The following is a 22,782-nucleotide window of genomic DNA, read 5'->3' as shown; positions in this document are numbered from 1 at the left end:
GTATTAGTACGCGCCCTCGCGCTCGCCCTCGCCTAAGTTGCGACATTTAGCGGCGGGGCGGTCTCGGATTCAATTGCCGCCAGCGCTTTGGCTGCGCGCTGCAATGCGGGCAGGAAATGCAACGCTTTTTCATGCGTCAGGCGCATGATCGGCGCTTGTATCGCGACCGCGAGGTTTGAGCGTCCTTCTGCGGCAGGTACCAACACCGCGACGCAAAGCAAACCCGGCAGAAATTCTTCATTGTCGATTGCGTAGCCATTGCGTCGCACCACCTCCAGCTCCTGCTCTAGCTTGACTGGGTCGGTTTGCGTATTGCTGGTGTATTTGGTCATCGGCATATGCGCCAGCAACCGGCGACGTTGCATGGGCGTCATTTGCGCCAAAAACAATTTTCCGGTGGAGGAGCAATGCGCTGGAACCCGTGATCCGGGCTGCAAATAGAAGCGCAACGGCGCAACGGTCTCCATCCGATCCAGATAAACGACCTCACTACCGGTGAACGCCGTCAGGTTGCAACTTTCCCCCACCTCTTCCATCAATTGACGCAACACGGTATGGCGTGCGCCGTGATAAGTGTTGTTGATCAGCAGATTCGACGCGAGCTTCCGCAGCCGAACACCAGTGCTGTAATGACGACCATCGCTCTCTCGCTGCAATACGCCAACGCCCTCAAGCTGCTGCAACATCCGGTGCACAGTCGGTTTTGGCAGGCCGGTCTCTTCGACCATGCCTTGAAGCGAGAAAGGTTGATCTTTTTCTGCAATAACCTCGAGCAAAGCAAATAAACGCATCGTTGGTGTATCGCCGTCTATTTTCTCGTGCTCCGGCTTTTCTGCAGGATGACTATTCATATGGCTAATTTATAGAATTATTATGATTTTAGGCACAAAACGTCTCAATTTTTGTAAAAAATAGTTTGACGACCTGATTTATACCTCTTACAGTACTATAAATATGAACAAATTGGAACAATTTGTACTATTTTTTGCATAATGCTACTTAAGGATAATGATTATTAAGGATACACGGTCATTCATCCTGATACTTTCCGAGGCCGAAATCAAGGGGTCGGATGATGGGGTTACCCAGTTTTGGCCAAGAGCAGGATGAGATGAAATGACACGAGTACTAACATTAATCCAACCCTTTAAGGAGGCCAAAATATAAAAATTGAATAGGTCACTCTAAAAATTCGTTTCGCCCTCATTGCCCCCACTCTAGCGGCGCAAGCATCCCTTAAATTTTACTTACTCAGCACTACTTAGCGCACTCGTGCATTTGTATTACTACTGAACGGAGAAACATGAAAAATACTACGAAGAAATATAAGAATTTGCTGTGCGGCATCGTCACCGCGGCATTGTTTGTCATTACTTGCGGCGCAATGGCGCAGCAAAAAGAAATCACAATTGCCTACCAGCAAATCAATGGACCATTTTTGGACGTAGTCGCCAGTGGGGCCATTGAAAAAGCCACTGGCTACAAAGTTGACTGGCGTAAATTTGATTCAGGCGCAAAGGTGGCGATCGCTCTGGCGTCGGGAGATGTGCAGATCGGCGTGATTGGCTCCAGTCCACTGACGGCCGCTGTGAGCCGGGGCGTGGATGTGCAGTTGTTCTGGATTCAGGACGACATCAATCAGGCCGAGGCGATGGTCGCGCGTAATGGTTCCGGCATCAATACGCCCGCCGATCTGAAGGGGAAAAAAATCGGCGTGCCGTTTGCCTCGACCACGCATTTTCACACCATGTTTGCACTCGAACTATGGGGCATTAAGTCTGCCGACGTACAACTGCTGAACATGCAGCCCAATCAAATTGCCGCAGCCTGGGAACGGGGTGATATCGATGCTGCTTATGTGTGGGATCCAGCTCTTACCAGAATCAAACAAAGTGGCAAGGTATTGGTGACCTCTGGCGAACTAAGCAAAAAGGGTAAGGCAACTTTTGACGGTATGGCCGTTGACAGAAAATGGGGCGAAGCCAACGCCGACTTTATGGCCCGCTTCGTAAAAATTGCGGCGGCAGCAGATGCGGCCTACCGTAGCAGTCCAGATAGCTGGACCATTGACTCGAAAGAAGTGCAGGCCAACGTAAAGCTCACTGGCGCTGAACCAAAGAACGTAGCTGCATCGGTTGCCTTGTACGCTTATCCCGACATTCAGGAGCAAGCATCGTCGGTGTGGCTGGGAGGCGGTGCGAATGGCGGCGTGGCCAAAGCACTCCTGGCGACGGCAGAATTTTTGAAAGGGGAAGGCAAAATTGACACTCTCGACAAGGATTACAGTCGATACGTTACTTCCAGATATGCGGATGCAGCGATGAAGTTAAATTGAGGTGATGTGAACTTCAGTAAATAGTAGCCCGTGCACCCAATCCCTTTGCCCGCATCTACCTGATCAAATAACGGTAGGTGCGAGGCTAGGTAAAGGCGCACCGTATAAGGAATGAACATGGAAAATCTACGTGTCAAGGATGTCAGCGTGATCTACCCCGGCAAAACCGCCGGGGAGAGAACACACGCGTTAGACAATATTAATCTGGATATAAATTGTGGCGATTTTATGGTCGCTCTGGGCGCTTCGGGATGCGGTAAAACAACGCTGCTGAACTTGCTTGCCGGGTTCATTTCACCGTCGCAAGGCAAAATTTTGCTTGGTGAGCGTTCAATTAACGGTCCGGGTTCGGAGCGCGGCGTCGTATTTCAAAAACACGCCCTTTTGCCTTGGCTCAACGTCATCGAAAATGCGGAGTTCGGTCTCAAACTACAGGGCGTCCGAAAACAGGAGCGCCGTACGATTGCGACCAAAAATCTGGCACTGGTCGGATTGCAAGAATTTCACGAACGCATGATTTACCAGCTTTCGGGCGGTATGCAGCAACGTGTCGGTATCGCCCGGGCGTTATCTTGCAAACCCGCCATGTTGCTGATGGATGAGCCAATGGCGGCGCTGGACGCGCTAAGCCGGGAGACGATTCAGGAGTTATTACTCGACCTCTGGAAAAACACCCAAACCATGTTCTTTTTCATTACCCACAGCGTTGATGAGGCCTTGTTTCTAGCCAGTCGCCTGATTGTCATGTCGCCCCGTCCGGGACGTATTACGCATAGCTATGACCTCGATTTTAACCAGCGCTTTTTTGAATGTCGGGATGCGCGGGCAGTCAAGTCCAGTCCTGATTTCATCCACATGCGAGAAACCGTTTTAGATATTATTTATAAAGATGAGCGCGCTTCAGCAAGGTCTGGGGTGTCCGGGCATGCATGATCCCGATGTGACGCAGATATCGTCCCTACCCTCAAACAACATTGTGCAGCCCACCGGACCAATGGCGAGAGGCAACGAAAGCGATAGCAATACCGGTAACCGGAGAACAAGAAAGGCAGGGCTATTGTCACGACTGTTTCCACATAAAGCGGCAAAACCCGGGGAAGCTTTTGGTGCGCCGGGCCAAGGAAGTTCGCGCACGATAGGCACTGTCACCGTAGTCACCCTATTTCTGCTGTGGTACGCGATTACTGCAACAGGTCTGGTCAAGCCGTTGTTTCTGCCATCGCCCAAGGCAGTCTGGGATAAGTTCATCCTGGTGTCCGCCGTAGGCTTTTCCGGGTCCACCTTGTTGCAGCATACCCTGGCAAGTCTGGCACGCGTGTTCGGCGCGTTCTCTCTCGCGTGTATTTTCGCGATTCCGATAGGCATCATGATGGGCGTCAGCCGGGTTGCACGCGGCTTATTCGATCCCCCGATCGAATTCTATCGTCCCTTGCCGCCTTTAGCGTATTTGCCGCTGGTGATCATCTGGTTCGGGATCGGTGAGTTTTCCAAGGTCTATCTGATCTTCCTTGCGATTTTTGCACCCTTGGCGATCGCCGCCCGGTCCGGCGTGCGGTCGGTATCGATTGAGCAAATACATGCAGCCTATTCCATGGGCGCGTCGCGTGTACAAGTCATCCTTCACGTGATTCTTAAAGCTGCGATCCCTGAAATTTTTACCGGAATGCGTATCGGTATAGGCGTCGGCTGGACCACTTTGGTCGCTGGCGAAATGGTCGCGTCGACGCGCGGTTTGGGCTTCATGGTGTTAAGCGCTTCGGAGTTTCTGGCTAGCGATGTTGCCATTATGGGCATCATCGTGATCGGCTTCTTTGCCTTTATTTTCGATCTGTTAATGCGTTATCTTGAGCGCATTATTGTGCCCTGGAAGGGAATGATATAAACAAGGCCAGCAATCGATAAGTAAAGTTGTTTGTGACCGCCACTGCTGAACCAGCACCGTGCTGGCCGCAAAGAGACCTCCTTCATAATCGTACGTCGCGATATTTTGAATCGATGGTCCATGCTTGTCGCCAATCTGTAGTTACTATAAAAATGCAGGCACGCTGTCGATTTTTTGCGGCGCAGACCGTGACCTGCTGCTTGGCCGGGCCGCCATTAAGTTCTGCTGGATCATGGGCCATTTTCCGCGCCTTTCAAGTCTCCTTTTACTTCCGCCTATAGGCGTATCAAGCCAGTTTAGACAATACCTAATAGTTTAATTAATCCCAGGCTGGCAATCGACAATACCAACAGTGATAAGACCACAACTATCGTTACACGACCGCCCGCTGTTAACACCGAACGGACATCGACCCCAAGCCCCAGCGCTGCCATCGAGACAATGGTGAGGAAATTTGCAGAAAAATGTGCTGGCGCGATCGCAATTTGCGGAATCAGGTTGAAAGAACGTAGCGCCATTAATAGCAGGAAGCCAATAATAAACCATGGCACCATATGAGAAATTGGCGTGCGGTAGACACGATCCTTACGACCACTTAAAGACAAGACCAGCACCACCGGCCCCAGCATCAGAACCCGAACCAGCTTGACCAGCGTGCCGATTTGCGCACTGGTTTGCGAGACCGCCGCAGTTGCCGCAAGCACCTGTGGCACGGCGTAGACGGTCATCCCGGCGAAGATGCCATACTGCGTCAGCGATAGCGAGAGTACCGGCACCAGCAATGGCAATATCAGCACTACCGCGACACCGAACACGGCGGTAAAAGCGATCGACGCGGCGACATCTTTACTGCTGGCGTGTATGACCGGCGCTACCGCGGCGATGGCCGAGTTACCGCAAATTGAATTGCCACAAGCTATCAGGACCGCCATTTTCGACGGTAAGCCAGCGACGCGGCCAATGCCATAACTGCCTAAAATCACCATTAACACCACGACTGCAATACCCCCGATGAGGTCAGGTCCTTTTTCTAAAATGGCGCTGGCGCTAATTGACGCGCCCAACAATACAACCGCGATTTCGAGTACTGTTTTGGCACCGAAGCAGATACCGGCCTCAAAACGTCCTTCAAATTTATAAAAAGTCCGCACAATAATGCCGATCACAATGGCTAGTACCAGACTTTCCAGCCATGCACGACCGAACAGGCGCTCCTCTACCGCTTCCAGCGCATAAGCGATACCTGTCACGACTCCACATAAAGCCAACCCGGGAATGATTTCTGTTACCGCTGTTATTGTAATTTTGCTCACGACTTCCGGCCTTTTGTTAATACGTTGAATCCATGTATTAATTATCGGGTGGACAAATAGTTCAGTCCATCTTATAGTTTTGCATAAATCGTTAACTAAAATCGAACAATACAATGACACTGGAACAACTACGGATTTTTGTAGAGGTCGCTGAACGCCAACATTTGACGCAAGCAGCCAACGCGCTTGCTCTGACGCCTTCAGCGGTAAGTTCGTCCATAAAGGTGCTGGAAAACCGCTATGGCATTCCATTGTTCAACCGGGTGGGACGACGCATCGAGACTAGCGAGGCAGGCCGGATATTTTTGACGGAGGCGCGATCCACGCTGGCTAGCGCCAGGGCGGCGGAGTTAACGTTATCGGAATTGGGCGGACTGCAGCGCGGTGCGCTGAGCATTCAGGCCAGTCAAACGATCGCCAGTTATTGGTTACCAGAACTACTCGTACGCTTCCATCAGCAATATCCTCAAATTGAACTCAGCCTGACCATCGGTAATACGCAGCAAGTGGCCCGGGCCGTGGTTGACGGCACTGCTGACCTGGGCTTCATTGAAGGAACCATAGACGAAGCCGCGTTGACGGTCGAAACCGTCGACCATGACCGCATTGTCGCCGTCGTCGGGCCACATCATCCTTGGGCAAATGGTAAGGGGCTAAAACCGGCAGATTTGCGCGCGGGCAAGTGGATCCTGCGTGAACCTGGATCGGGTACCCGGTCCGCCCTCGAAGAAATGCTTAAGGCAATCGGCGTTGACGTGCGCACTTTACAGATCGCGCTCACGTTGCCCTCGAACGAAGCAATACGCTCTGCGGTGATGTCCGGTCCTTATGTAACGGTTGTTTCAGAACTGGTGGTGACCTCGCATCTTCAGACTGGATTACTTTGCAAAGCCAACATTGACCTGCCGCTACGCGCGTTTTACCTGTTGCATCACAAAGCACGCTATAAAACCAAGGCTGCATTAGCGCTTCAGGAAATGATTCAGCGCCGGCAACGCTAGCAGAGAAAGGTTTCGAAACCTGTGCCGGTGCTAGATTAACTGCATCGGCCGCTTTTGGAAATGGGGTTTGGTTATCTATATGGAGCGTTAGGCCGGTTTGCAAACGGCCCATTACGACCACTAATATACATACATGGACCGGCAACCCAACAGGTCAAAGTTGTGTGACAATTTCAGAGTAAATAACTAATCTACCATCATCAAAAGGGCGAAAAAATGGCAAAAGTAACATTTATTGGTTTAGGCGTCATGGGTTCTCCAATGGCAGGACATCTTGCCAGGCACGGCCATGAAGTGACGGTGTTCAATCGTACCCAGTCACGTGCAGAATTATGGGCGACGCAGAACAAAGGGCAATTCGCTCCGACCATTGCCGCCGCTTGCAAGGATGCCGAATTTGTTTTTACCTGCGTTGGTAATGACAATGACCTGTTTCAAATAACCTTAGGCGATGAAGGTATATTGGCCAACATGAAGGCCGGTGGCATTTTGATCGACAATTCAACCTGCTCTGCAGATGCAGCGCGGAAGTTAAGCCAAGCGGCGAGTACACTCGGCATTAGCTTTCTTGATGCGCCGGTTTCTGGCGGCCAGGCCGGTGCGGAAAATGGCGCATTGACAGTCATGGTCGGAGGTACTGCAGAAGCTTTCAAGCGTGCAGAACCGGTTATAGCGTCCTACGCACGTGCGGTGGTCCATATGGGTCCGGCAGGCTCTGGGCAGTTAACCAAAATGGTCAATCAAATCTGCATAGCCGGACTAGTTCAGGCATTAGCGGAGGGTCTGGCCTTTGCCGAGCGCGCGGGCCTGGACGGTGAGCGCGTTATCGATGCCATCTCCAAAGGCGCAGCACAATCCTGGCAGATGGAAAACCGAGGCAAAACGATGTTGGCCTCAACATTCGATTTCGGCTTTGCTGTCGATCTGATGCGTAAAGATTTAGGGATATGTTTTGACGAAGCACAACATAACGGAAGTCAACTGCCAGTTACGCGTCTGGTAGATCAATTTTATGCGGAGGTTCAAAATCGGGGTGGTAATAGACTGGATACCTCCAGTCTGATGATGATTGCACGTACTGAAGAAAAAAAGCAATAAAACGATATCCCGGTATGCATGACGTTCAAAATTCTGTGAATTTTGAACGGACAATTTTATGGGTCCCGCTGAAGGAAAAACATTGTTTTTGCATTCCCCCAAGATCACTGAACCTTCTCCCAAAACGTCCTCCCACCGCAGGGCGCTATTTAATGGATAGAGACGCGCTGACACCCGCCGATTCTTTACAAAGTACCTTAATCAATTCTGCAAATTCGATAACGATATCAGTCAGCAGAGATTCTTTTTTATACGCCAGGCCGACATACATCATTGGTAGTTCCTCTTTCAGTTTAAGCGGTGTTATCGCTCCCTTGAAACCGGGCCAGGTCATGGCCGGGTCCGTTAGCACGCAAACATAATCTTCCTGCGCTGCCAGTTGTGAGTAGAGAACGGTTGAGGAACAGCGAATAATTTTTTCAGGCAACTTAGCATTACAATGATTAAAAATTTCAGAGAACATGCAGCCCGGGCTCTCCAATTTATCCCAGACCAGCCAGGTGTAATCGTATAAATCGGTTATCGAACGCAGGTTCGGCGGGCGGTTGTTATTCCGCATGCAAATCTGCACATTAATTCTATACAAAGTCTCCCACTGGAAGCGTGGCGAATTAGGTATTCCTATTCGGGAAACAACCCCTAAATCAAGCGTGCCATCGCGTAAACCTTCGGTGATTTGTGCCGGGCGCATCTCGTTAATATGGATATTGATTTCCCGATAGCGGCGATTGAACGCACTGATGGCTTTAGCTATAGGCCCCGAAGCGACGACTGGGGTCACACCAATAAAAACGTTTCCTTTTTTCAGCCCCGACAACCGGTCGATGTTTTCTTTTGCATGTCTGATCTCCTGATCAATCACGCGAGCGTGCCTTACCAATACTTTTCCAGACGGTGAAAGTTGTGCGCCCTGAGACGACCGCACTAGCAAACTTACCCCTAAAGCGGACTCAAGCTCCTGAATCGCCTTGGTGACCGCAGGCTGCGTAATATGCAAAGACTGTGCGGCCATACTGAGGCTACCGTGAGCATCAATCGCCATTAAGACCCTCAGTTGTTGTAGCTTCAAGAACTCTCCAAAGTCAGCTGAATATTTTTCCTTTATTACTAAAGCATTTCAAAAAAAACAATAGCATTTTCAGTGCTCGCCTGACTATCAAAAAAGACGCATGCCGCCTCGATCTCAACTTAGAGGCAAGGTGACCTTCCGCGCCAGCGATTGCAACAAGAGCGCAAGATCCGCCTTTAATAAGATGGGCCACGTCTATTCCATTAGCCGGGCGCCCTTCCCTTTCTAACCGAATTCACCCATTAACTTCAACAACTCACATAGAAATTTCATTTTATAATGCATTTTGTATCAATATTTTGATAAATTGATTGACAAGAAATAGTTGCCCCCTTAAAGTTTATTTAATTTTAAATATTGAAACAATTAGTACCATTTGTAAACAAATAACAGTAAAGGCACTACTAATGATCGATCACGTATCCCCTGCGAACCGCAAGCTCACGGTGGGGTTGCAAAAGATGACCCCTTCCGAAGCAATGGTTGAGACGCTGGTCGCCAATAGTGTGACGGACATGTTCGGCATCATGGGCTCGGCTTTCATGGATGCGATGGATATTTTCGCACCGGCGGGTATTCGCCTTATTTCCGTCGTCCACGAGCAAGGCGGCGGTCATATGGCCGATGGGTACGCCCGCGTCTCGGGTCGCCACGGTGTTGTGATTGGTCAGAACGGCCCCGGCATCAGTAATTGCGTGACAGCGATTGCGGCCGCGTTTTGGGCGCATAGTCCGGTGGTGATCATCACGCCGGAAACCGGCACCATGGGCATGGGACTGGGCGGATTTCAGGAAGCCAACCAGTTGCCGATGTTTGAAGAATTCACCAAATATCAGGGCCACGTGACCAACCCGGCGCGGATGGCGGAGTTCACCGGACGCTGCTTTGACCGCGCCATGTCCGAGATGGGACCGACCCAGCTGAATATCCCACGCGATTATTTCTACGGTGAAATTCAGGCCGAGATTCCGCAACCGCGTCGTCTGGACCGCGGTCCCGGCGGCGACAAGAGTCTCGATGAAGCCGCAGCATTGCTCACGAACGCCAAATTTCCGGTCATCATTTCCGGTGGTGGCGTCGTCATGGGCGATGCAATTGAAGAATGTAAGGCGCTGGCCGAGCGACTGGGCGCACCGGTCGTCAACAGTTATTTGCATAACGATTCGTTCCCCGCCAGCCATCCCCTGTGGACCGGCCCGCTCGGTTATCAGGGCTCAAAGGCGGCCATGAAGTTGATAGCGCAAGCTGATGTCGTAATTGCCCTCGGTTCGCGCTTGGGGCCTTTCGGCACATTGCCGCAGCATGGCATGGATTACTGGCCAAAAACAGCCAAGATCATTCAGATCGATGCCGACCACAAAATGCTGGGGCTGGTCAAGAAAATCTCGGTCGGTATCTGCGGTGACGCCAAGGCCACTGCGGTTGCGTTGATTCAGCGTCTGGCCGGCAAAATCCTGGTGTGTGACGCCACCGTAACCGCACGCGCTGCCACGATCAAGGCCGAAAAGGATGCGTGGGAAACCGAACTCAATAACTGGACCCATGAAAGAGACGCGTTCAGTCTGGCTATGATCGCCGAACAAAAGCAAGAAAAAACCCCGTTCGGCGGTACCTATCTGCACCCACGTCAGGTGTTGCGCGAGCTGGAAAAAGCGATGCCGGAAGACGTCATGGTATCCACCGATGTCGGCAACATCAACGCGGTGGCAAATAGCTATCTGCGCTTCGAAAAGCCACGCAGTTTCTTTGCTGCGATGAGCTTTGGAAATTGCGGTTACGCCTTTCCGACCATCATCGGGGCCAAGGTCGCCGCGCCGCACCGTCCCGCAGTATCGTATGCTGGCGACGGCGCCTGGGGCATGAGTCTCATCGAGACCATGACCTGTGTACGCCATAATATTCCGGTCACGGCCGTGGTGTTTCACAATCGCCAATGGGGCGCAGAAAAGAAAAATCAGGTCGACTTCTATAACCGCCGTTTTGTCGCTGGTGAGTTGGATAACCAGAGCTTTGCAGCCATTGCGATCGCGATGGGTGCCGAAGGTATTGTCGTCGACAATCTGGAAGACGTCGGGCCGGCGCTCAAAGAAGCCATCGATATGCAGATGAACGAAGGCAAGACCACGATCATTGAAATCATGTGTACGCGTGAACTGGGTGACCCGTTCCGCCGCGATGCGCTCAGCAGCCCGGTACGGTTGCTGGACAAATATAAAGACTACGTTTGATCAGTGCTTAAACCCGCACCACGGGGAAGATAAAAAGTCTCGCCGACTCTCCGCTCCTTATCTTCTGCGTTGTGATTTGACGGTGCGCAAATTAGGACCGCCTTGAGGTTATTGACGTGTAATTTATTTTCAATATTAATTGTGGAAAAACATGAGCGCTAAAGCAAACGAGCAAGCAGAAAAAGTGAAGCAAGAAGTATCGGAAGAATTTTTGATGGCGTTCAGCCAAGCATGGAACAGTCATGATATCGATGCGCTGATGAACTTTATGGCAGCAGACTGCACCTTTCATGCTGCAGCGGGACCTGAGTTACAGGGCAAAACTTTTACAGGACATCAAGCCGTCCGCGCCGGTTTTCAGCTGGCGTGGCAAACATTTCCAGATGCGGCATGGCTTGATGGGAAGCATTTTGTGGCAGGCGACCATGGCGTGTCCGAATCCACCTTTTGCGGCACCAAGGCCGACGGTACGCGGATCGAAGCCCGGATGGTCGATGTTTTCACCTTCCGCGACGGCAAGATTGCGGTGAAGAATGCGTACCGTAAGGACCGTCCACCGATTGTAGTGGTCTGAGGATGTCATCCTCACCCGCACCATTCGTGCCGCATCAAGGAGGTATTTTGGATACCGGTGTTGACACCACAGTTAAACCCAAGGCTGCGGATGCTGGCACCAGCACTACTCCCCAAAAATCATATGATCCGACGTACGATCCGCTAAAAGCCAGCGATCCTGCCGAAGGTCAGGAATATGCACCAACTTACTGGATCGGTACTGCCGGCGAGCCACCACCGGATGACGGCCCGATCACACACGATATTGATGTCGACGTTGCCATCATCGGCTCCGGGTTCACGGGACTGACCTGCGCGATTTTTCTGGCGCAAGAGCACGGCATCAAAGCGACGGTACTGGAAGCCAACCGGGTAAGCTGGGGTTGCAGCACCCGCAATGGCGGGCAGGCACAATGCAATGCGGGTCGCCTGAAGCGCTCCCAGTGGCTTCAGCGTTATGGCCTGGACACCGCGCTGAAGTTACATGAAGAAATGTGCGATGCGATGGAAACTTTTAAAGGATTAATCCGGGACATCGATTGCGATCCACAGCCAGGCGGTCATTTGTATATCGCGCATCGATCAAAAGTTATGCCAGCCTTGGAGAAAGAAGCCAAACTGCTGCGTGAAGTATTCAATTACGACGCCCGCATTGTTGATACCGATACCGTCAAGCGCGAATTTGTAGACGATAAAGAAGCGATGGGAGCGATGCATGAGCCGGAAGGAATCGGTATTCATGCGGGCAAACTCGCCTTTGGCTATCTCAAAAAAGCCCGTGCACTGGGTGCCAAAGTCCATCCGTCCAGCCCGGTACTCGGCTGGGTAACGCGCAATGGCGTGCATTATCTCAGAACGCCGGGCGGGATCGTGCGCGCCCGCGCCGTCGCAGTAGCGACAGGTGGATACACTTTGCAAGGGCTACACCCGAAACTGAAAAACCGTTTGCTACCGATCCTGTCGAACTCAATCGTGACACGGCCGCTGAGCGCTGCTGAGATTGATGCCTGTAATTTCCGCACCACGCAGATACTCACGGATACCCGTATCCTCAGGCATTACTATCGCCTGATGCCAGATAACCGCGTACAGTTGGGTAGCCGCAGCGCCATTACAGGCGCGGACGCACCGCAACAGAAATATAAAAATCTGTTGATCAGTAATCTGCATCGCAAATTTCCTGCATTGACCGGGATTGAGATCGATTATTCGTGGTGGGGATGGGTCGATGTCAGTCACGATATGATGCCCCGTATCGTTCAGCCCAACCCAAAAGAGACCATCTATTACGCTATCGGCTACGGTGGAAATGGCGTGATGTATTCGGCTCAGGCAGGACGCCGCATGGCCGAACAGATCGCGGGTAAAAAGGTGTCTGCACTTCCGATCTTCAACTCTGAATTACCCTTCCCGAATGTGATGGAAAAACTCGAATCGCAAGCCTTTGCACCGTTTCGGCGCCTCGGACAAAGTATCCTTTATCGCTGGTATTACCTGAAAGACGAAGTACTGTAAGTCCGACATTAAGGGGGTCGCGTTCGTCATATTTTTGACCTTGCGCGTTTTTTGACGGGGATACTGCACCTGACTCCGGTAGTCAGGGCTCTTTCTGTGAAAGCAGGGTGAAAAACCTGGATCAATTTGCTTTCGTCTACGCTAGTGGGATGCTTAAGCGACCTGTTGACGCACTCATGCAAACAATTTTATTCGCATCCGGCAGATATCAAGCATCCTGGCTGCCATCGCTTCGCCTACCAGACCATAGTCTGGCAGCTTCGGCAGTGCAACCTTGTCAGCAGCCTGCTTCATACGGGCGATCATGTCGTCGATCGCGAGATCAGCATCGCCAGCCCGTAAGCCCATTGTGCTGGCCAGCGTCCGAAAGTCTGCCCGGTTTAGCCGGTCGTCCTTGCCGTTCAGCTTGAGCGCCATTCGATCCCGTTCCAGGTGGGCAAAAACTCGCGTCGTCACCGCATCGTAAAGTGGTGCCATGCGCACGCTGCTGAACTGTTTGTCTCCTGGTTCGACAGTCTTCAGAAGTGCCATGTTCTTGAGATGCATGTCGCCGTCTGCGATCAACCAGGCAAAGAGAGCACGACGCAGGATGATGAAAAGATCCTCCTCCGATGCGGTCGATAATGACCGGACGGCCCGGGCGACACGTTCTATCGTCCCATCGTATTTTGCTGCGGTCGGCAGATCGAGCACGGAGCAAAGGTCTTCCAATGCAAACATCCGCTTGTCTTTGACGCTTTCGCGGATATCGAAGCGCTCGACAAGCAAGGCTGGTGGCATGCCATCCGGCATGGCGATCAACGCCGTTGCCGGAACCACAAATCCGGCTGCCCGGCCAAGAGCAAGGGCCATCCATTCGATCACCGGCAAAGCCTCAAACCCGCCGGTACCGGCAGGTTTCAGGATATGGGTGAATGGTGTGCCGGTGCTCGGCGAAAGCGTTCCGTTAGCATCAAGGTGCATCGGTGCCTTGATCTGGATGCCCGAGAGCCGGGGGGTGTCGGCGTGCTCGTAAATCTGCGCCAGATTGCGCTCGAAGCTTTGCTCGATAACGCTACGTCCTGGTCCGGCATAGGTGCCGGTGAATACGTCGTCTGCTGTGTACCGGTCGAGACGCGTCAGCAGTACATCCGGCGGCAGCGTTGCAAGTTCGCTCTGCTGCTCGACGATTGTGATGTTTGACATATATCGCTTGCCCGAGCGCAGCATCGCCCGCTCGTCGCGATCATGCAGAACCGCTTCAAGCCAGCCTTCCGGCAGCAAAGAGATAATGAACGGCGGCAGCTTTCCGGGTGTGGTCTGGCGTACTAGCGCCGGTCCACCAGCCTCACTCGGAAGCCAGCGCCATTCGAATCCGTCATGAGCCAGATGACCGATGGGTGCACCGTGCCAGGCCACGATCAGGTTGAGTGCTGCTTTATTGTGTACTGGCGACGTTGCCGGACGGCGCAAAAGGAAGCGCTCGGATTGCTCACCTTCACGGTACCATTCATTTTCACGGGCCAGAGCCCAAACAGCATCGGCTGCGGCCTTCGCGTCCTTGTATTCTTCGATCAAACGCGCGGCGATCGACTCCCGCACCATCTCGTCGATTGAGGCTGCATGCTCACTACGCAAGCGAAACGCCTCAAGAAAGCGCTGGCGGATCGATGACACATCGACCCGGAATTCCCCCATGCCGTCGTCCACGACAGCCGAACCGATCGAGGGATGGTGGGGGGCTTCGTTCTGAATGATCTCCAGCGCGCGAATGCGGGTCCGCTGGCTGCGGCGACCGCTCAGGAAAAGCCTGCCGTCCCGTGTTGGCCCCATAAAAATGGCGCTCGCTGCGGACAAGTATGCTTTGGGATACAGGTATCGAGCGATGCGGACCGCATGCCTGAGCACCATGGCATCTGCGTCGTCATCTGCGTCTACGTAGATACCGCGCATGAGTTGGACCAGCTTTCCCGTCTCTGCCCGATAGTAGCTGCGCGCCTTGTCAATGTTTTCGCCTACAAGATGGAGAGCCATTTTCTAACTTTCGCGTGTTTTATCTACGAGAAAGTTAGCATTCTTAGCAGGGTAGTGCAAGCGAATTATAACTTTTGCGTGTTTCATCTACGAGAAAGTTAGAATTTTTAAACGGTCGCGATCAAGGCAGGCATTACTTCGCCTGTTTCAAAAAACGCTCATTCTCAACTTCGATTTGGTCCGAAGCTTTCTCGGCCAGTAACGACGCGGACGTTATCGCCATTCTTAAGGCGTGCCCGGTAGTTATCGTTGAACATGGGCTTTTCCTGGTGCTCATGGGCCGCTAACCCGATCTCTATTATTTCGAGAATAGTTGCAATGCCTTTTCCTATATCCAAGGCTGCGGTTTGCAATGAATGGTCGTGTTCGTATTTTCCGTACTGCCATTGAAATGCCTTGAACGGTTTGACTACGGCTTTGGCAGGTGCAGGTGTGGTGGTCTTAGCCATTATTGTGCGCCCTCCCCAATGCGGCGTGCGAAGACGGTCAGGTCAGGCACCAAGTAAGACACCTCACAGATTGCCGCGTGTTGGTACTCCGGCGCACTGGCAATTAGTTGGCATATACCTGCTATTCTGGACAGCAAAATTGGGGGATTCGAATCATCTGCGAAATGTTTTTTGAATGCTGTTGGGTTGGCAGTCATGCTGCACCGCCGATCAAGGCGGACTGTTCGATGGAAACATCCGTTGTAAGTTCATGGCAATCTATCAGGGCATTCTTCTGACCATCCGAAGTGAGCACATCGAACACAGACAGCAACGTTGTTAAGGCGTTGGATTGACTCGTAAGACGTTGGATTATATGCAAACGGGATTGGATAGGCGTGGCGGTGCTAATTGACATGGATACTCCGTATTGAGACATGACCTCGTTTTGAAGCGAGGTGGGCAGGATGTTCAAAACCGTAATACGACGGCGGACAGTATTTCCCTTACGGGTCTTGTATTGCTGCCCCATCCCGCCCATAGGAATAAAACCATTGGACGAAAAAAGAGCCGTTGACTGTCGGGAAGGCATACCGCGTATTAAGGTGTTTTGAAGCACCGGATGCTTAGTGTACCTCAGCATATTGGCTGTGCAAAGACTTGCAGTGCAAAACATATCGGATTGGGCTGGCGATAAACTATACGAAATGTCTTCGCGCTAGTCGGCGCTACTTTTGGATACATGGTGTCGCCACCAGCAAGCATATAAGTCTTGTGGCAACAAGGATGGATGTAAAAAGGTGGTATCAACGGGCAACCGTGGGCGCAACAGGCGTTAAAAAACCCCTAAGCGTTTGATTTCTTAGGGGTCTTTAGGCAAACGTGGTGAACGTTTGCGATAGTTCTGGTGCCGAGACCGGAACCGCGTTTACCTATTAAAATCGTCTATTTTTTCCATAAGTACCGTCAAAAGTACCGTCAAGAATGAAAGTGTAACCTTGTATCGGGTTTACAACAGGACAGCGAGCTAGTCAGATTGCGGCAATAAGCGCGAGAAACGTTAGACTAGGTGCACCTGCTTTACCTTCGGTCTTATCGCATAAGCCAAGCCTTGCGAGCAATCCCAGGTCAAGCACGCACATACATCCAAGGACCACAAGCCTATTGCACCCCGTGGTCGACAGTCACTGCCGTTATCATTTTGTCGCATAGCTTTGGCCTCAGGCTTCTAAGCCGGGTTTGCACTTAGTGACGCTCCACGGCAAATAGCGGATGACTAAGATCACCCGCAGCATACTTTTTAGGTCGACTAAATAGACTTGATCGAGTCTCGATTCAATATTATGAGACCAAAATCTTCGCCAGTGATATCAGTCCGTACCTTAGCCAAAAATAGCTCACGAGCTTGCTGTTCTGACACTGCATCAACCGAGTAGAATTGCATGTTGTGTGGCAATGCTTCTGTAAGTTTATCGCTAAGACCTACCAAATACTGGTTCATCAAATTTTCCGATCAGTGACGTAATTTATATAAAAAGGCAAAGAAAAAGTTAGTATTCCTGCCCGACAAGAGCCGTATAGTTGACGGTCTTTTCCTTAGTGAAATTCATTAGGCTACCGCAAACTCAAGGGCAGAATTGAGTGGGGCGTTATGGCTATCACTAGAACTCTATGATACCTCGAATAGCCTATAAAGTCAATTAAATCAAAGAGTTATAATTTTTATTTGATAAATAAATAGCTATATAATTCCATATATTTTCTACTTTTCAACACAGGTTTAGGAGGAACAAATACTTGGCTATCGATGGCTTAAAATTTCTCTATCGATAAAGTCCAGGTACATATCCGGACCAAGTATTTTGCTGGCCACCTTCCGCAATAAAGTTAGCGCGCGGCCCGGTTTCCAAGTGACGGGTACACTTCCTGACGACCAGTTTTTCCATTTCGCTTACCTGTCAGCTCAAAAATTCGGCCCAAGTTTTTAAACTTTTCGTTCGCCTAAATGAATGGCGAATGGCGAGTAACCAGACCCCTGACGATATCTCTATCGTGCATCATTAATTAATAATAACCGGCTCCCCCGCACCAGTTACAATTCTCATTTGTGCCTAAGCATTTACAGCCCACCGTGACCGTCTTGCTGGAGATTGTTTTTTCTGGGATTTTAGCTAGTACTATCCGCGATAGATTGGAGGCGGCAATCTTCGGTGCCTCTATCTGAGCAGGTTGGATTTCTAAGCGAATTGGGGTTCTAACTTTTTGTGTTTGCAGCCTGTAATGCGCTTCTTGGTTTTTAACAACAAATTTAGATTTAGATTTGCGCTTTTTACTCGTCATTATCCAAATGGGTGCTATCGGTATCGGGGGCTCCTTAGGCAAAGCAACTTTGAGCGATAGGTGCGGGAACCTAGCTAAGTCGTCAATATATTGCCGAGTGACGTTATTTTTGGCCTTTTGTATATTGCTGCGAATCAAAGCATTTTTTTTAGCCCACCTTACAGCGCTCTCAATCTTTTTGTCGAATATGGGCTTTACGAGATTATCTGCTTGTTCTTCGCCTTGCTTCCCCCAATTGTTCCTCTTATTAGCGGGCGTTTTTCCTGCAGCCGAAAATCTTTCCTGACTCTGGATTTTTTTTTTGTTTTTTACAGAGTTACCTGACGCCTCCTTAGGGTCGGCATGCTGTTGCCTTTTCTTTGGCAATTCCAGTGGCTCTACTTTGCTTTGCCGCGGCGTGTGCTTTACCTGTAATGGCGAGGAAGCCAAAACCGGAGACATATGGGCATTTGCATGGTTACGCAACAGTTTTTCAATGACATTAACGTCGGAAATAACACCGTCACGCGTTCTAATTCGCATTCCTGACCCCTGTATGTAACGGTGCATGGAACAGTCGCTTACACATTAGGGGGACCGCTATAAAATTACGAGGAAACAACAATTTTATCTTTATCTTCCCCCACCAGCTACGCCTATCAGATATGTTGAAACTATAACAATAGAATTCATAAGATACACCGTGGGGGAATTTAGGTATACCACCTTTCAACGTTTATTATTAGATCGAGACTCATGCGTAGCTAATAGTTGCAGTAGCTAAACAAAGTAATATATTTCACTTCTATCAACTATCCAACCACCGTGATAGTCCTGTCACACACGTTGCTTGTCCAGCGCCGCTGCATTGATCAGACATTGTGCAGCCTGCCTCTGAGCCGTCAAAGCCAGCTTGATAGATTGTGCAGAGATGTGAGAATTCTTCTGCCCCTCCGCACGCGTCATCATTTTAATAGCCACCACTCCTAGCCATTGCGCCTGACCGATCAAGCTATCCCTCACGAACGTAACGTCCCCTACAGCCATCTGAGCCGAAGCGACTTGGTTAGACAACGCCAAGGCACCTGCTAGCTCCCCATTCCCGCAGGCTTCTTTAGTCACAGCCATAGCCCAGAATGCGGCAGGGTTACTTAGGAGCCTTCCGATATCCTGATCAGCGAGTTTGTCAGGATCTATTCGGTCTAATTTATCGGTGCGCTCCGCAAGTCGATTCCCCGCAGAGTAAGCCTTCGATGCTGCGATCTGCGCCGCGATCAGTTCCGAGTTATCCATTTTATGATCCTTTCACAATGCTTTAAATTTAGGGAAGGTAGTTCAGTTTAGGGAGGCTTTCCGGGAGGGTCAAAATATGGGGCGAAACCCTGCAAACCCAGCACTCATAAGGGTTTGCAAACGATTAGGGAGGGTTGGAGGGTCAATTACGCGTTCCGCTTTATATACATAAATTAGGGTATAGCACTGCTACCCTTTTTTCTTCTCTTAAAGCTGCCACGGGTTAGGGTATCCTCGAACACCAAAAGCCTAAGCCCAGCCTTGTTCGCAAGCGGTTTCTGACGTTTCCAGACCCTCCCGCTGTCAATGCACTGAAAACCTCTCAGGATCAAGCCCAGCCTAGCTCTAAGAGGTAGGGAGGGTCAAACCCAGACCCTCCACCAGATACAGCCCTTACCCTCCCTACCACCCGTGCTGCCGGGGCTTGCTTATCGCTTCAGTTTCGGCTTGGCTTTCGCCACCACACCGAGCTTCAGGTAAAGCTCATCCAACTTTTCCGGCGCAATGCCCCATCGCATCAGTCCATCTATCTTTTTCGATTCCCATCCCGCCAGCTTCAGGCCAGTTACCGTTTGCAGCCAAGCATTGCCTTCGAACTTGGCGGCACCTTCAGCGCTACCGCCACCCAGCCAAAATCGAACTTGGTCGCCACTAAACCTGCGGGTACAGTTTGCTACGCCACAGCCATCGGACAAATTCAGCCTGCCTCCGACCAGACTGTCGGCGACTTCTGCTGCCCGCTCGTGCCATGCGTTATGCCCTAGCCTTCGATCCTGCTCGCCAAAGGCAAGGCGGAGTGCCTTCGCATCTTTCGGGTCATCATCATCCATCCACCAGTGATGCCCCGCACGGTACATTGCAACAGCCTCGCCCCACAATTGTCCGGCATCAGCCCGTAATCGCTCTATCTGAACTTTGGTTACCTTCACTGGCCAGAATCTACGCCCACCCGTGGGATCAGTAAGATATTGCCTTTCATTCGTCGAACCAATGAAAACACAACTTCGTTTCCACGTAGTTTCCGTAATGCCATACACGCTACGGTAACTATCCTCTGTCTTGGTTATGAAGGTCTTGATGTCATTAAGATCGCGCCTGCCCAAACCAGCCAGCTCAGCCCAGTCTATTATCAAATGATTACGTAATGCGATCTGAGATTCTTTCCCAGCCTCCAAAGAAAAGCTCTGACGCATATAGCCTTCGCCTAAAGCTTCAGCAAGAACACGTATCGCAGTGCTTTTACGGGCACCTTGCTTTCCCTCCAAAATTAGCATGCAATCTGCCTGACATCCCGGTTTCATCGCCCGGGCCACGGCTGAAATAACCCACCGTGGTCCGACGGCCTGAAGGTATTCAGTGATATCCGTCCCTTCGTCAGTAAGGGTTTGTGCACCGAGGTAAGTCGATAGCCATCCCAATAGCCGGGGTTTGCCGTCCCAACCCGTGTGTAAATTATTAAGGCGTTCCAGGAGAGGGTTATAGGATATTTTTCTGGCCCAGCCGATCGCTATGCTTAGCGTCTGGTCTTGACGGACGTTTATATTCCATTGACGGCCTAGCCATCTGGATACCCCCAAATAGTGTATGTCTGAGAGCTGGCCTATGGCGTCGGGCATAGATGGGTCGTCAAACGCATCACGTAGCGAACGCGAGAGAACTGGCATGTTTGAGAACTCGTTAAAAAAGACTGTGCCCAATAAACGCGAGTCCCGAATCAATAGCTCAGTAATCGACCAGATATCCGTTTTCCAGCCCTTACCTTTACGCAAGTCCTCGAAACCCAGAACAAGAACCGATTTCGCAATTTCTATCTCTGCCGATATCGCCGCTTTTTCGATAGCTTTAGCTTCTACTTTTTCAGCCTGCTCCGCATCATAGAATTTAGTCTGTTTTTTTAGCGCGCTTCGGATCGTGTGCTGAATTAAAGTTCCTTTGCCTCGCTTTCCGTTCCATTTGTCCCTGAGTAGTCCGGAACCACGCATTACGGTTTCTAGGGCCGCTATCGACCGGCTGTAGTAGCTGGCCTCAATCGCCAAAGCAAAATCACCCTCACTGGGACCAGCATAGTCTAGATAATTTCCTTCAAGTAACTTTGTTATTCGGCCTGCTTTGTTGTTCTGTTTGAGCAACGCGAGAACTTCTTCAGCACTGCGCGATTCTGCGATTGATCCGAACTCCCCCAAATCGAGTGCGTCAGCTTCCGGTTCCTTGTCGCACCATTTAAAAGTGAAAACTTCCAGTTCTTTTTCTCTAGACGCAATGCTGATCGGCTTAGAGTCCGGCGGATAGGCGTTACCCGTTACAGTAAGGTATCTGGAGTCTCCTTCATCGTATATTTCGAGATGATGTTTCGGGGTAATTTGACGGTGCGTTTCATAAAACCGCCATCCGCGAATGAACATGCGCAATCCAGACCCAGATGGAGATTTTTCGCAGTAGCCCCCGATAGCAAGAAAATCTGCCACTATTTTCTCTCTGCCCTGAAGTACTTCGCCCGACACCGCGTCCAGGCAGCGGTCCAAGTCTAAGCCGACTAAGCCCTCTATATCGGAAGTGCCCATTAGCACTCCAACCCCAGCGTAGCCGCCCCGCTTGTACATTTCAGATGCTTTATCGAACGAAAGCCACGAATCTGGTTTCGCTACTGAAAGTACTCCGTCAACACCCCAAGGCACCTTTGCTGGTTTACCTTTGACCTGGTGCACCAATTTCCAGACGCACCATCCCTCAGCCCTTTCTGGCAATCCAGTTAATGCAATCGCGGCCAGATCCGGGGGCGTAACTTTATACGCGGGCGCTGACAAAGCAATATTTGTGCCAGCTACTATCTTATCGCCTGGCGACATCATGCTTTGACCTTTTTGACAGGTTGCTTTGATGCCAGCGCACGCACCTGCGCATGCATCAACTCAGCATACTTTACCCCTTGTGCCAGGGCGGTAAAAGCGTCAGGAATCTCCGGCGACCCTATCCCGTTTACTTGCAGTGCTGAGTAATCCCATACTTTTTTGAGATTAACGTTTGCGTCATCCGGACAAAGCGCCAAACTTTCCCCGCTGTCAATTTGCCGTCGTGTTAGAGCTACCATCGCCTGATCGGATATGTAGCCAGACTTCACTGCCACATGCATAAATATCGTCCAAATAAGGACCATGCTTTGCATCTCCTGACCCGTGATGCCTAGCGCTGGCCCTGCATCCAGCGACTTGTGATTAAACAAGTTGTGGTTTTGTAGTTTCGTATTCATTTTGTAACCTTTGTCTATAATTGACAAAAGCCGAGTACTGCCTCAATATTAGGCACACGCCATCTCAGCGTGACTAAAATCAAGCGATCAGTCCACGGCATATTGCCGTGGATTTATTTTTTAATTTGTGGGTTTGTGCACGCATCAAGATATGCGTTTATGTCAGAACTGCGCCAAGCGACACGGCGCGCAGATATCTGGATTTGCTTAGGGAAAAGTCCTTGATCGATACGACGAAAAATCGTACTTCTTGATAGGCTAGTTTCCGCGATCACGTCACGGAGCTGCAGCATTGAGTTGGTATGGTTTGCCATAAAATCCCTGTAATAGCAATAATTACACGCGGCACAATGCCTTGCATAATTATCAGGGATCGCCGGGGGCAGCCAGCTGGCTAGTATTTAGGACGCTTTCAATATTCCTCGGGGCTTCCCCCATGCGCAGTCTTGAAAGGAATGTGCTTCATTCCAGCTTCCGTAAGATTGC

19 protein-coding genes and 1 pseudogene are annotated in these 22,782 nt (G+C 50.8%); 8 read left to right on the top strand and 12 right to left on the bottom strand.

Going from position 1 to position 22,782, the window contains the following annotated elements:
• Positions 1 to 32: 32 nt before the first annotated feature.
• Entirely contained in the window at positions 33 to 851 is an 819-nt protein-coding gene (locus HAV38_RS02815) for an IclR family transcriptional regulator (RefSeq protein ID WP_168052226.1), read from the bottom strand.
• A 452-nt stretch (positions 852 to 1,303) separates the two neighbouring features.
• On the opposite strand from HAV38_RS02815, the gene tauA reads away from it, so the two are divergent.
• From tauA to HAV38_RS02800, 3 genes are all read left to right on the top strand, one after another.
• Positions 1,304 to 2,335 (top strand): taurine ABC transporter substrate-binding protein, encoded by a 1,032-nt coding sequence (gene tauA / locus HAV38_RS02810; protein ID WP_168052225.1) that lies wholly within the window; start codon positions 1,304 to 1,306, stop codon positions 2,333 to 2,335.
• A gap of 117 nt (positions 2,336 to 2,452) precedes the next feature.
• Positions 2,453 to 3,268 (top strand): taurine ABC transporter ATP-binding protein, encoded by an 816-nt coding sequence (locus HAV38_RS02805; protein WP_168052224.1) that lies wholly within the window; start codon positions 2,453 to 2,455, stop codon positions 3,266 to 3,268.
• Entirely contained in the window at positions 3,261 to 4,217 is a 957-nt protein-coding gene (locus HAV38_RS02800) for an ABC transporter permease subunit (RefSeq protein ID WP_245182164.1), read from the top strand. The genes HAV38_RS02805 and HAV38_RS02800 overlap by 8 nt, the downstream gene beginning before the upstream one ends.
• A 296-nt stretch (positions 4,218 to 4,513) precedes the next feature.
• On the opposite strand, the gene HAV38_RS02795 is transcribed toward HAV38_RS02800, so the two are convergent.
• On the bottom strand, positions 4,514 to 5,530 hold the full coding sequence (locus HAV38_RS02795) for a YeiH family protein (RefSeq protein ID WP_168052223.1): 1,017 nt from the start codon (positions 5,528 to 5,530) through the stop codon (positions 4,514 to 4,516).
• A gap of 113 nt (positions 5,531 to 5,643) precedes the next feature.
• On the opposite strand from HAV38_RS02795, the gene HAV38_RS02790 reads away from it, so the two are divergent.
• Positions 5,644 to 6,531 carry a LysR substrate-binding domain-containing protein gene (locus HAV38_RS02790; RefSeq protein ID WP_168052222.1) on the top strand — a complete coding sequence of 296 codons (888 nt, stop codon included), beginning with the start codon at positions 5,644 to 5,646 and terminating at the stop codon, positions 6,529 to 6,531.
• 216 nt (positions 6,532 to 6,747) lie between these two features.
• Positions 6,748 to 7,629, top strand: a complete 882-nt coding sequence (locus HAV38_RS02785; RefSeq protein ID WP_168052221.1) for an NAD(P)-dependent oxidoreductase — start codon at positions 6,748 to 6,750, stop codon at positions 7,627 to 7,629.
• Positions 7,630 to 7,774: 145 nt separating this feature from the next.
• Here HAV38_RS02785 and HAV38_RS02780 read toward each other — a convergent pair whose 3' ends face one another.
• Positions 7,775 to 8,491 carry a LysR family transcriptional regulator substrate-binding protein gene (locus tag HAV38_RS02780; protein ID WP_245182163.1) on the bottom strand — a complete coding sequence of 239 codons (717 nt, stop codon included), beginning with the start codon at positions 8,489 to 8,491 and terminating at the stop codon, positions 7,775 to 7,777.
• 36 nt (positions 8,492 to 8,527) lie between these two features.
• Positions 8,528 to 8,698: pseudogene (locus HAV38_RS22230) on the bottom strand (LysR family transcriptional regulator); the annotation flags it as partial.
• 407 nt (positions 8,699 to 9,105) lie between these two features.
• Between HAV38_RS22230 and xsc the strand changes: the two are divergent.
• The 3 genes from xsc to HAV38_RS02765 all read left to right on the top strand — a co-directional run bounded on the left by xsc (position 9,106) and on the right by HAV38_RS02765 (position 12,996).
• Entirely contained in the window at positions 9,106 to 10,926 is a 1,821-nt protein-coding gene (gene xsc, locus HAV38_RS02775) for a sulfoacetaldehyde acetyltransferase (RefSeq protein ID WP_245182161.1), read from the top strand.
• Positions 10,927 to 11,077: 151 nt separating this feature from the next.
• Positions 11,078 to 11,500: a nuclear transport factor 2 family protein gene (locus HAV38_RS02770; RefSeq protein ID WP_168052218.1), complete on the top strand. Its 423-nt coding sequence runs from the start codon at positions 11,078 to 11,080 to the stop codon at positions 11,498 to 11,500.
• A gap of 2 nt (positions 11,501 to 11,502) precedes the next feature.
• Positions 11,503 to 12,996: an NAD(P)/FAD-dependent oxidoreductase gene (locus HAV38_RS02765; protein WP_168052215.1), complete on the top strand. Its 1,494-nt coding sequence runs from the start codon at positions 11,503 to 11,505 to the stop codon at positions 12,994 to 12,996.
• A gap of 174 nt (positions 12,997 to 13,170) precedes the next feature.
• On the opposite strand, the gene HAV38_RS02760 is transcribed toward HAV38_RS02765, so the two are convergent.
• From HAV38_RS02760 to HAV38_RS22225, 8 genes are all read right to left on the bottom strand, one after another.
• Positions 13,171 to 15,009, bottom strand: a complete 1,839-nt coding sequence (locus tag HAV38_RS02760) for a type II toxin-antitoxin system HipA family toxin (protein ID WP_168052213.1) — start codon at positions 15,007 to 15,009, stop codon at positions 13,171 to 13,173.
• A 164-nt stretch (positions 15,010 to 15,173) separates the two neighbouring features.
• Positions 15,174 to 15,458, bottom strand: a complete 285-nt coding sequence (locus HAV38_RS02755; RefSeq protein ID WP_168052211.1) for a hypothetical protein — start codon at positions 15,456 to 15,458, stop codon at positions 15,174 to 15,176.
• 193 nt (positions 15,459 to 15,651) lie between these two features.
• A complete protein-coding gene (locus HAV38_RS02750; RefSeq protein WP_168052209.1) occupies positions 15,652 to 15,855 on the bottom strand; it encodes a hypothetical protein in 204 nt (67 codons plus the stop codon).
• 1,646 nt (positions 15,856 to 17,501) lie between these two features.
• Positions 17,502 to 18,299, bottom strand: coding sequence for a hypothetical protein (locus HAV38_RS02745; protein ID WP_168052207.1), 798 nt, complete (start codon positions 18,297 to 18,299; stop codon positions 17,502 to 17,504).
• Positions 18,300 to 18,593: 294 nt separating this feature from the next.
• A complete protein-coding gene (locus HAV38_RS02740) occupies positions 18,594 to 19,049 on the bottom strand; it encodes a hypothetical protein (protein ID WP_168052205.1) in 456 nt (151 codons plus the stop codon).
• Between the two features lie 428 nt (positions 19,050 to 19,477).
• Entirely contained in the window at positions 19,478 to 21,898 is a 2,421-nt protein-coding gene (locus HAV38_RS02735) for a phage NrS-1 polymerase family protein (protein WP_168052203.1), read from the bottom strand.
• Positions 21,895 to 22,296, bottom strand: a complete 402-nt coding sequence (locus HAV38_RS02730; protein WP_168052201.1) for a hypothetical protein — start codon at positions 22,294 to 22,296, stop codon at positions 21,895 to 21,897. The genes HAV38_RS02735 and HAV38_RS02730 overlap by 4 nt, the downstream gene beginning before the upstream one ends.
• A gap of 113 nt (positions 22,297 to 22,409) precedes the next feature.
• Complete coding sequence (locus HAV38_RS22225) at positions 22,410 to 22,589, bottom strand: helix-turn-helix transcriptional regulator (RefSeq protein ID WP_375791655.1); 180 nt, start codon at positions 22,587 to 22,589, stop codon at positions 22,410 to 22,412.
• Positions 22,590 to 22,782 lie beyond the last annotated feature (193 nt).

Origin of the sequence: Glaciimonas immobilis (genome assembly GCF_011947285.1) — a bacterium.
Lineage (GTDB): Bacteria > Pseudomonadota > Gammaproteobacteria > Burkholderiales > Burkholderiaceae_D > Glaciimonas > Glaciimonas immobilis.
This window is presented reverse-complemented; position numbering and strand designations above follow the sequence as displayed.

What these genes read in the sequence shown, in the direction of transcription:
- HAV38_RS02785 (WP_168052221.1), top strand. Translation starts at nt 6,748, where the DNA reads ATGGCAAAAGTAACATTTATTGGTTTAGGCGTCATGGGTTCTCCAATG.
- HAV38_RS02755 (WP_168052211.1), bottom strand. Translation starts at nt 15,458, where the DNA reads ATGGCTAAGACCACCACACCTGCACCTGCCAAAGCCGTAGTCAAACCG.
- HAV38_RS02740 (WP_168052205.1), bottom strand. Translation starts at nt 19,049, where the DNA reads ATGGATAACTCGGAACTGATCGCGGCGCAGATCGCAGCATCGAAGGCT.
- tauA (WP_168052225.1), top strand. Translation starts at nt 1,304, where the DNA reads ATGAAAAATACTACGAAGAAATATAAGAATTTGCTGTGCGGCATCGTC.
- HAV38_RS02805 (WP_168052224.1), top strand. Translation starts at nt 2,453, where the DNA reads ATGGAAAATCTACGTGTCAAGGATGTCAGCGTGATCTACCCCGGCAAA.
- HAV38_RS02800 (WP_245182164.1), top strand. Translation starts at nt 3,261, where the DNA reads ATGCATGATCCCGATGTGACGCAGATATCGTCCCTACCCTCAAACAAC.
- HAV38_RS02745 (WP_168052207.1), bottom strand. Translation starts at nt 18,299, where the DNA reads ATGCGAATTAGAACGCGTGACGGTGTTATTTCCGACGTTAATGTCATT.
- HAV38_RS02765 (WP_168052215.1), top strand. Translation starts at nt 11,503, where the DNA reads ATGTCATCCTCACCCGCACCATTCGTGCCGCATCAAGGAGGTATTTTG.
- HAV38_RS02790 (WP_168052222.1), top strand. Translation starts at nt 5,644, where the DNA reads ATGACACTGGAACAACTACGGATTTTTGTAGAGGTCGCTGAACGCCAA.
- HAV38_RS02730 (WP_168052201.1), bottom strand. Translation starts at nt 22,296, where the DNA reads ATGAATACGAAACTACAAAACCACAACTTGTTTAATCACAAGTCGCTG.
- HAV38_RS02750 (WP_168052209.1), bottom strand. Translation starts at nt 15,855, where the DNA reads ATGTCAATTAGCACCGCCACGCCTATCCAATCCCGTTTGCATATAATC.
- HAV38_RS02735 (WP_168052203.1), bottom strand. Translation starts at nt 21,898, where the DNA reads ATGATGTCGCCAGGCGATAAGATAGTAGCTGGCACAAATATTGCTTTG.
- xsc (WP_245182161.1), top strand. Translation starts at nt 9,106, where the DNA reads ATGATCGATCACGTATCCCCTGCGAACCGCAAGCTCACGGTGGGGTTG.
- HAV38_RS02815 (WP_168052226.1), bottom strand. Translation starts at nt 851, where the DNA reads ATGAATAGTCATCCTGCAGAAAAGCCGGAGCACGAGAAAATAGACGGC.
- HAV38_RS22225 (WP_375791655.1), bottom strand. Translation starts at nt 22,589, where the DNA reads ATGCTGCAGCTCCGTGACGTGATCGCGGAAACTAGCCTATCAAGAAGT.
- HAV38_RS02770 (WP_168052218.1), top strand. Translation starts at nt 11,078, where the DNA reads ATGAGCGCTAAAGCAAACGAGCAAGCAGAAAAAGTGAAGCAAGAAGTA.
- HAV38_RS02760 (WP_168052213.1), bottom strand. Translation starts at nt 15,009, where the DNA reads ATGGCTCTCCATCTTGTAGGCGAAAACATTGACAAGGCGCGCAGCTAC.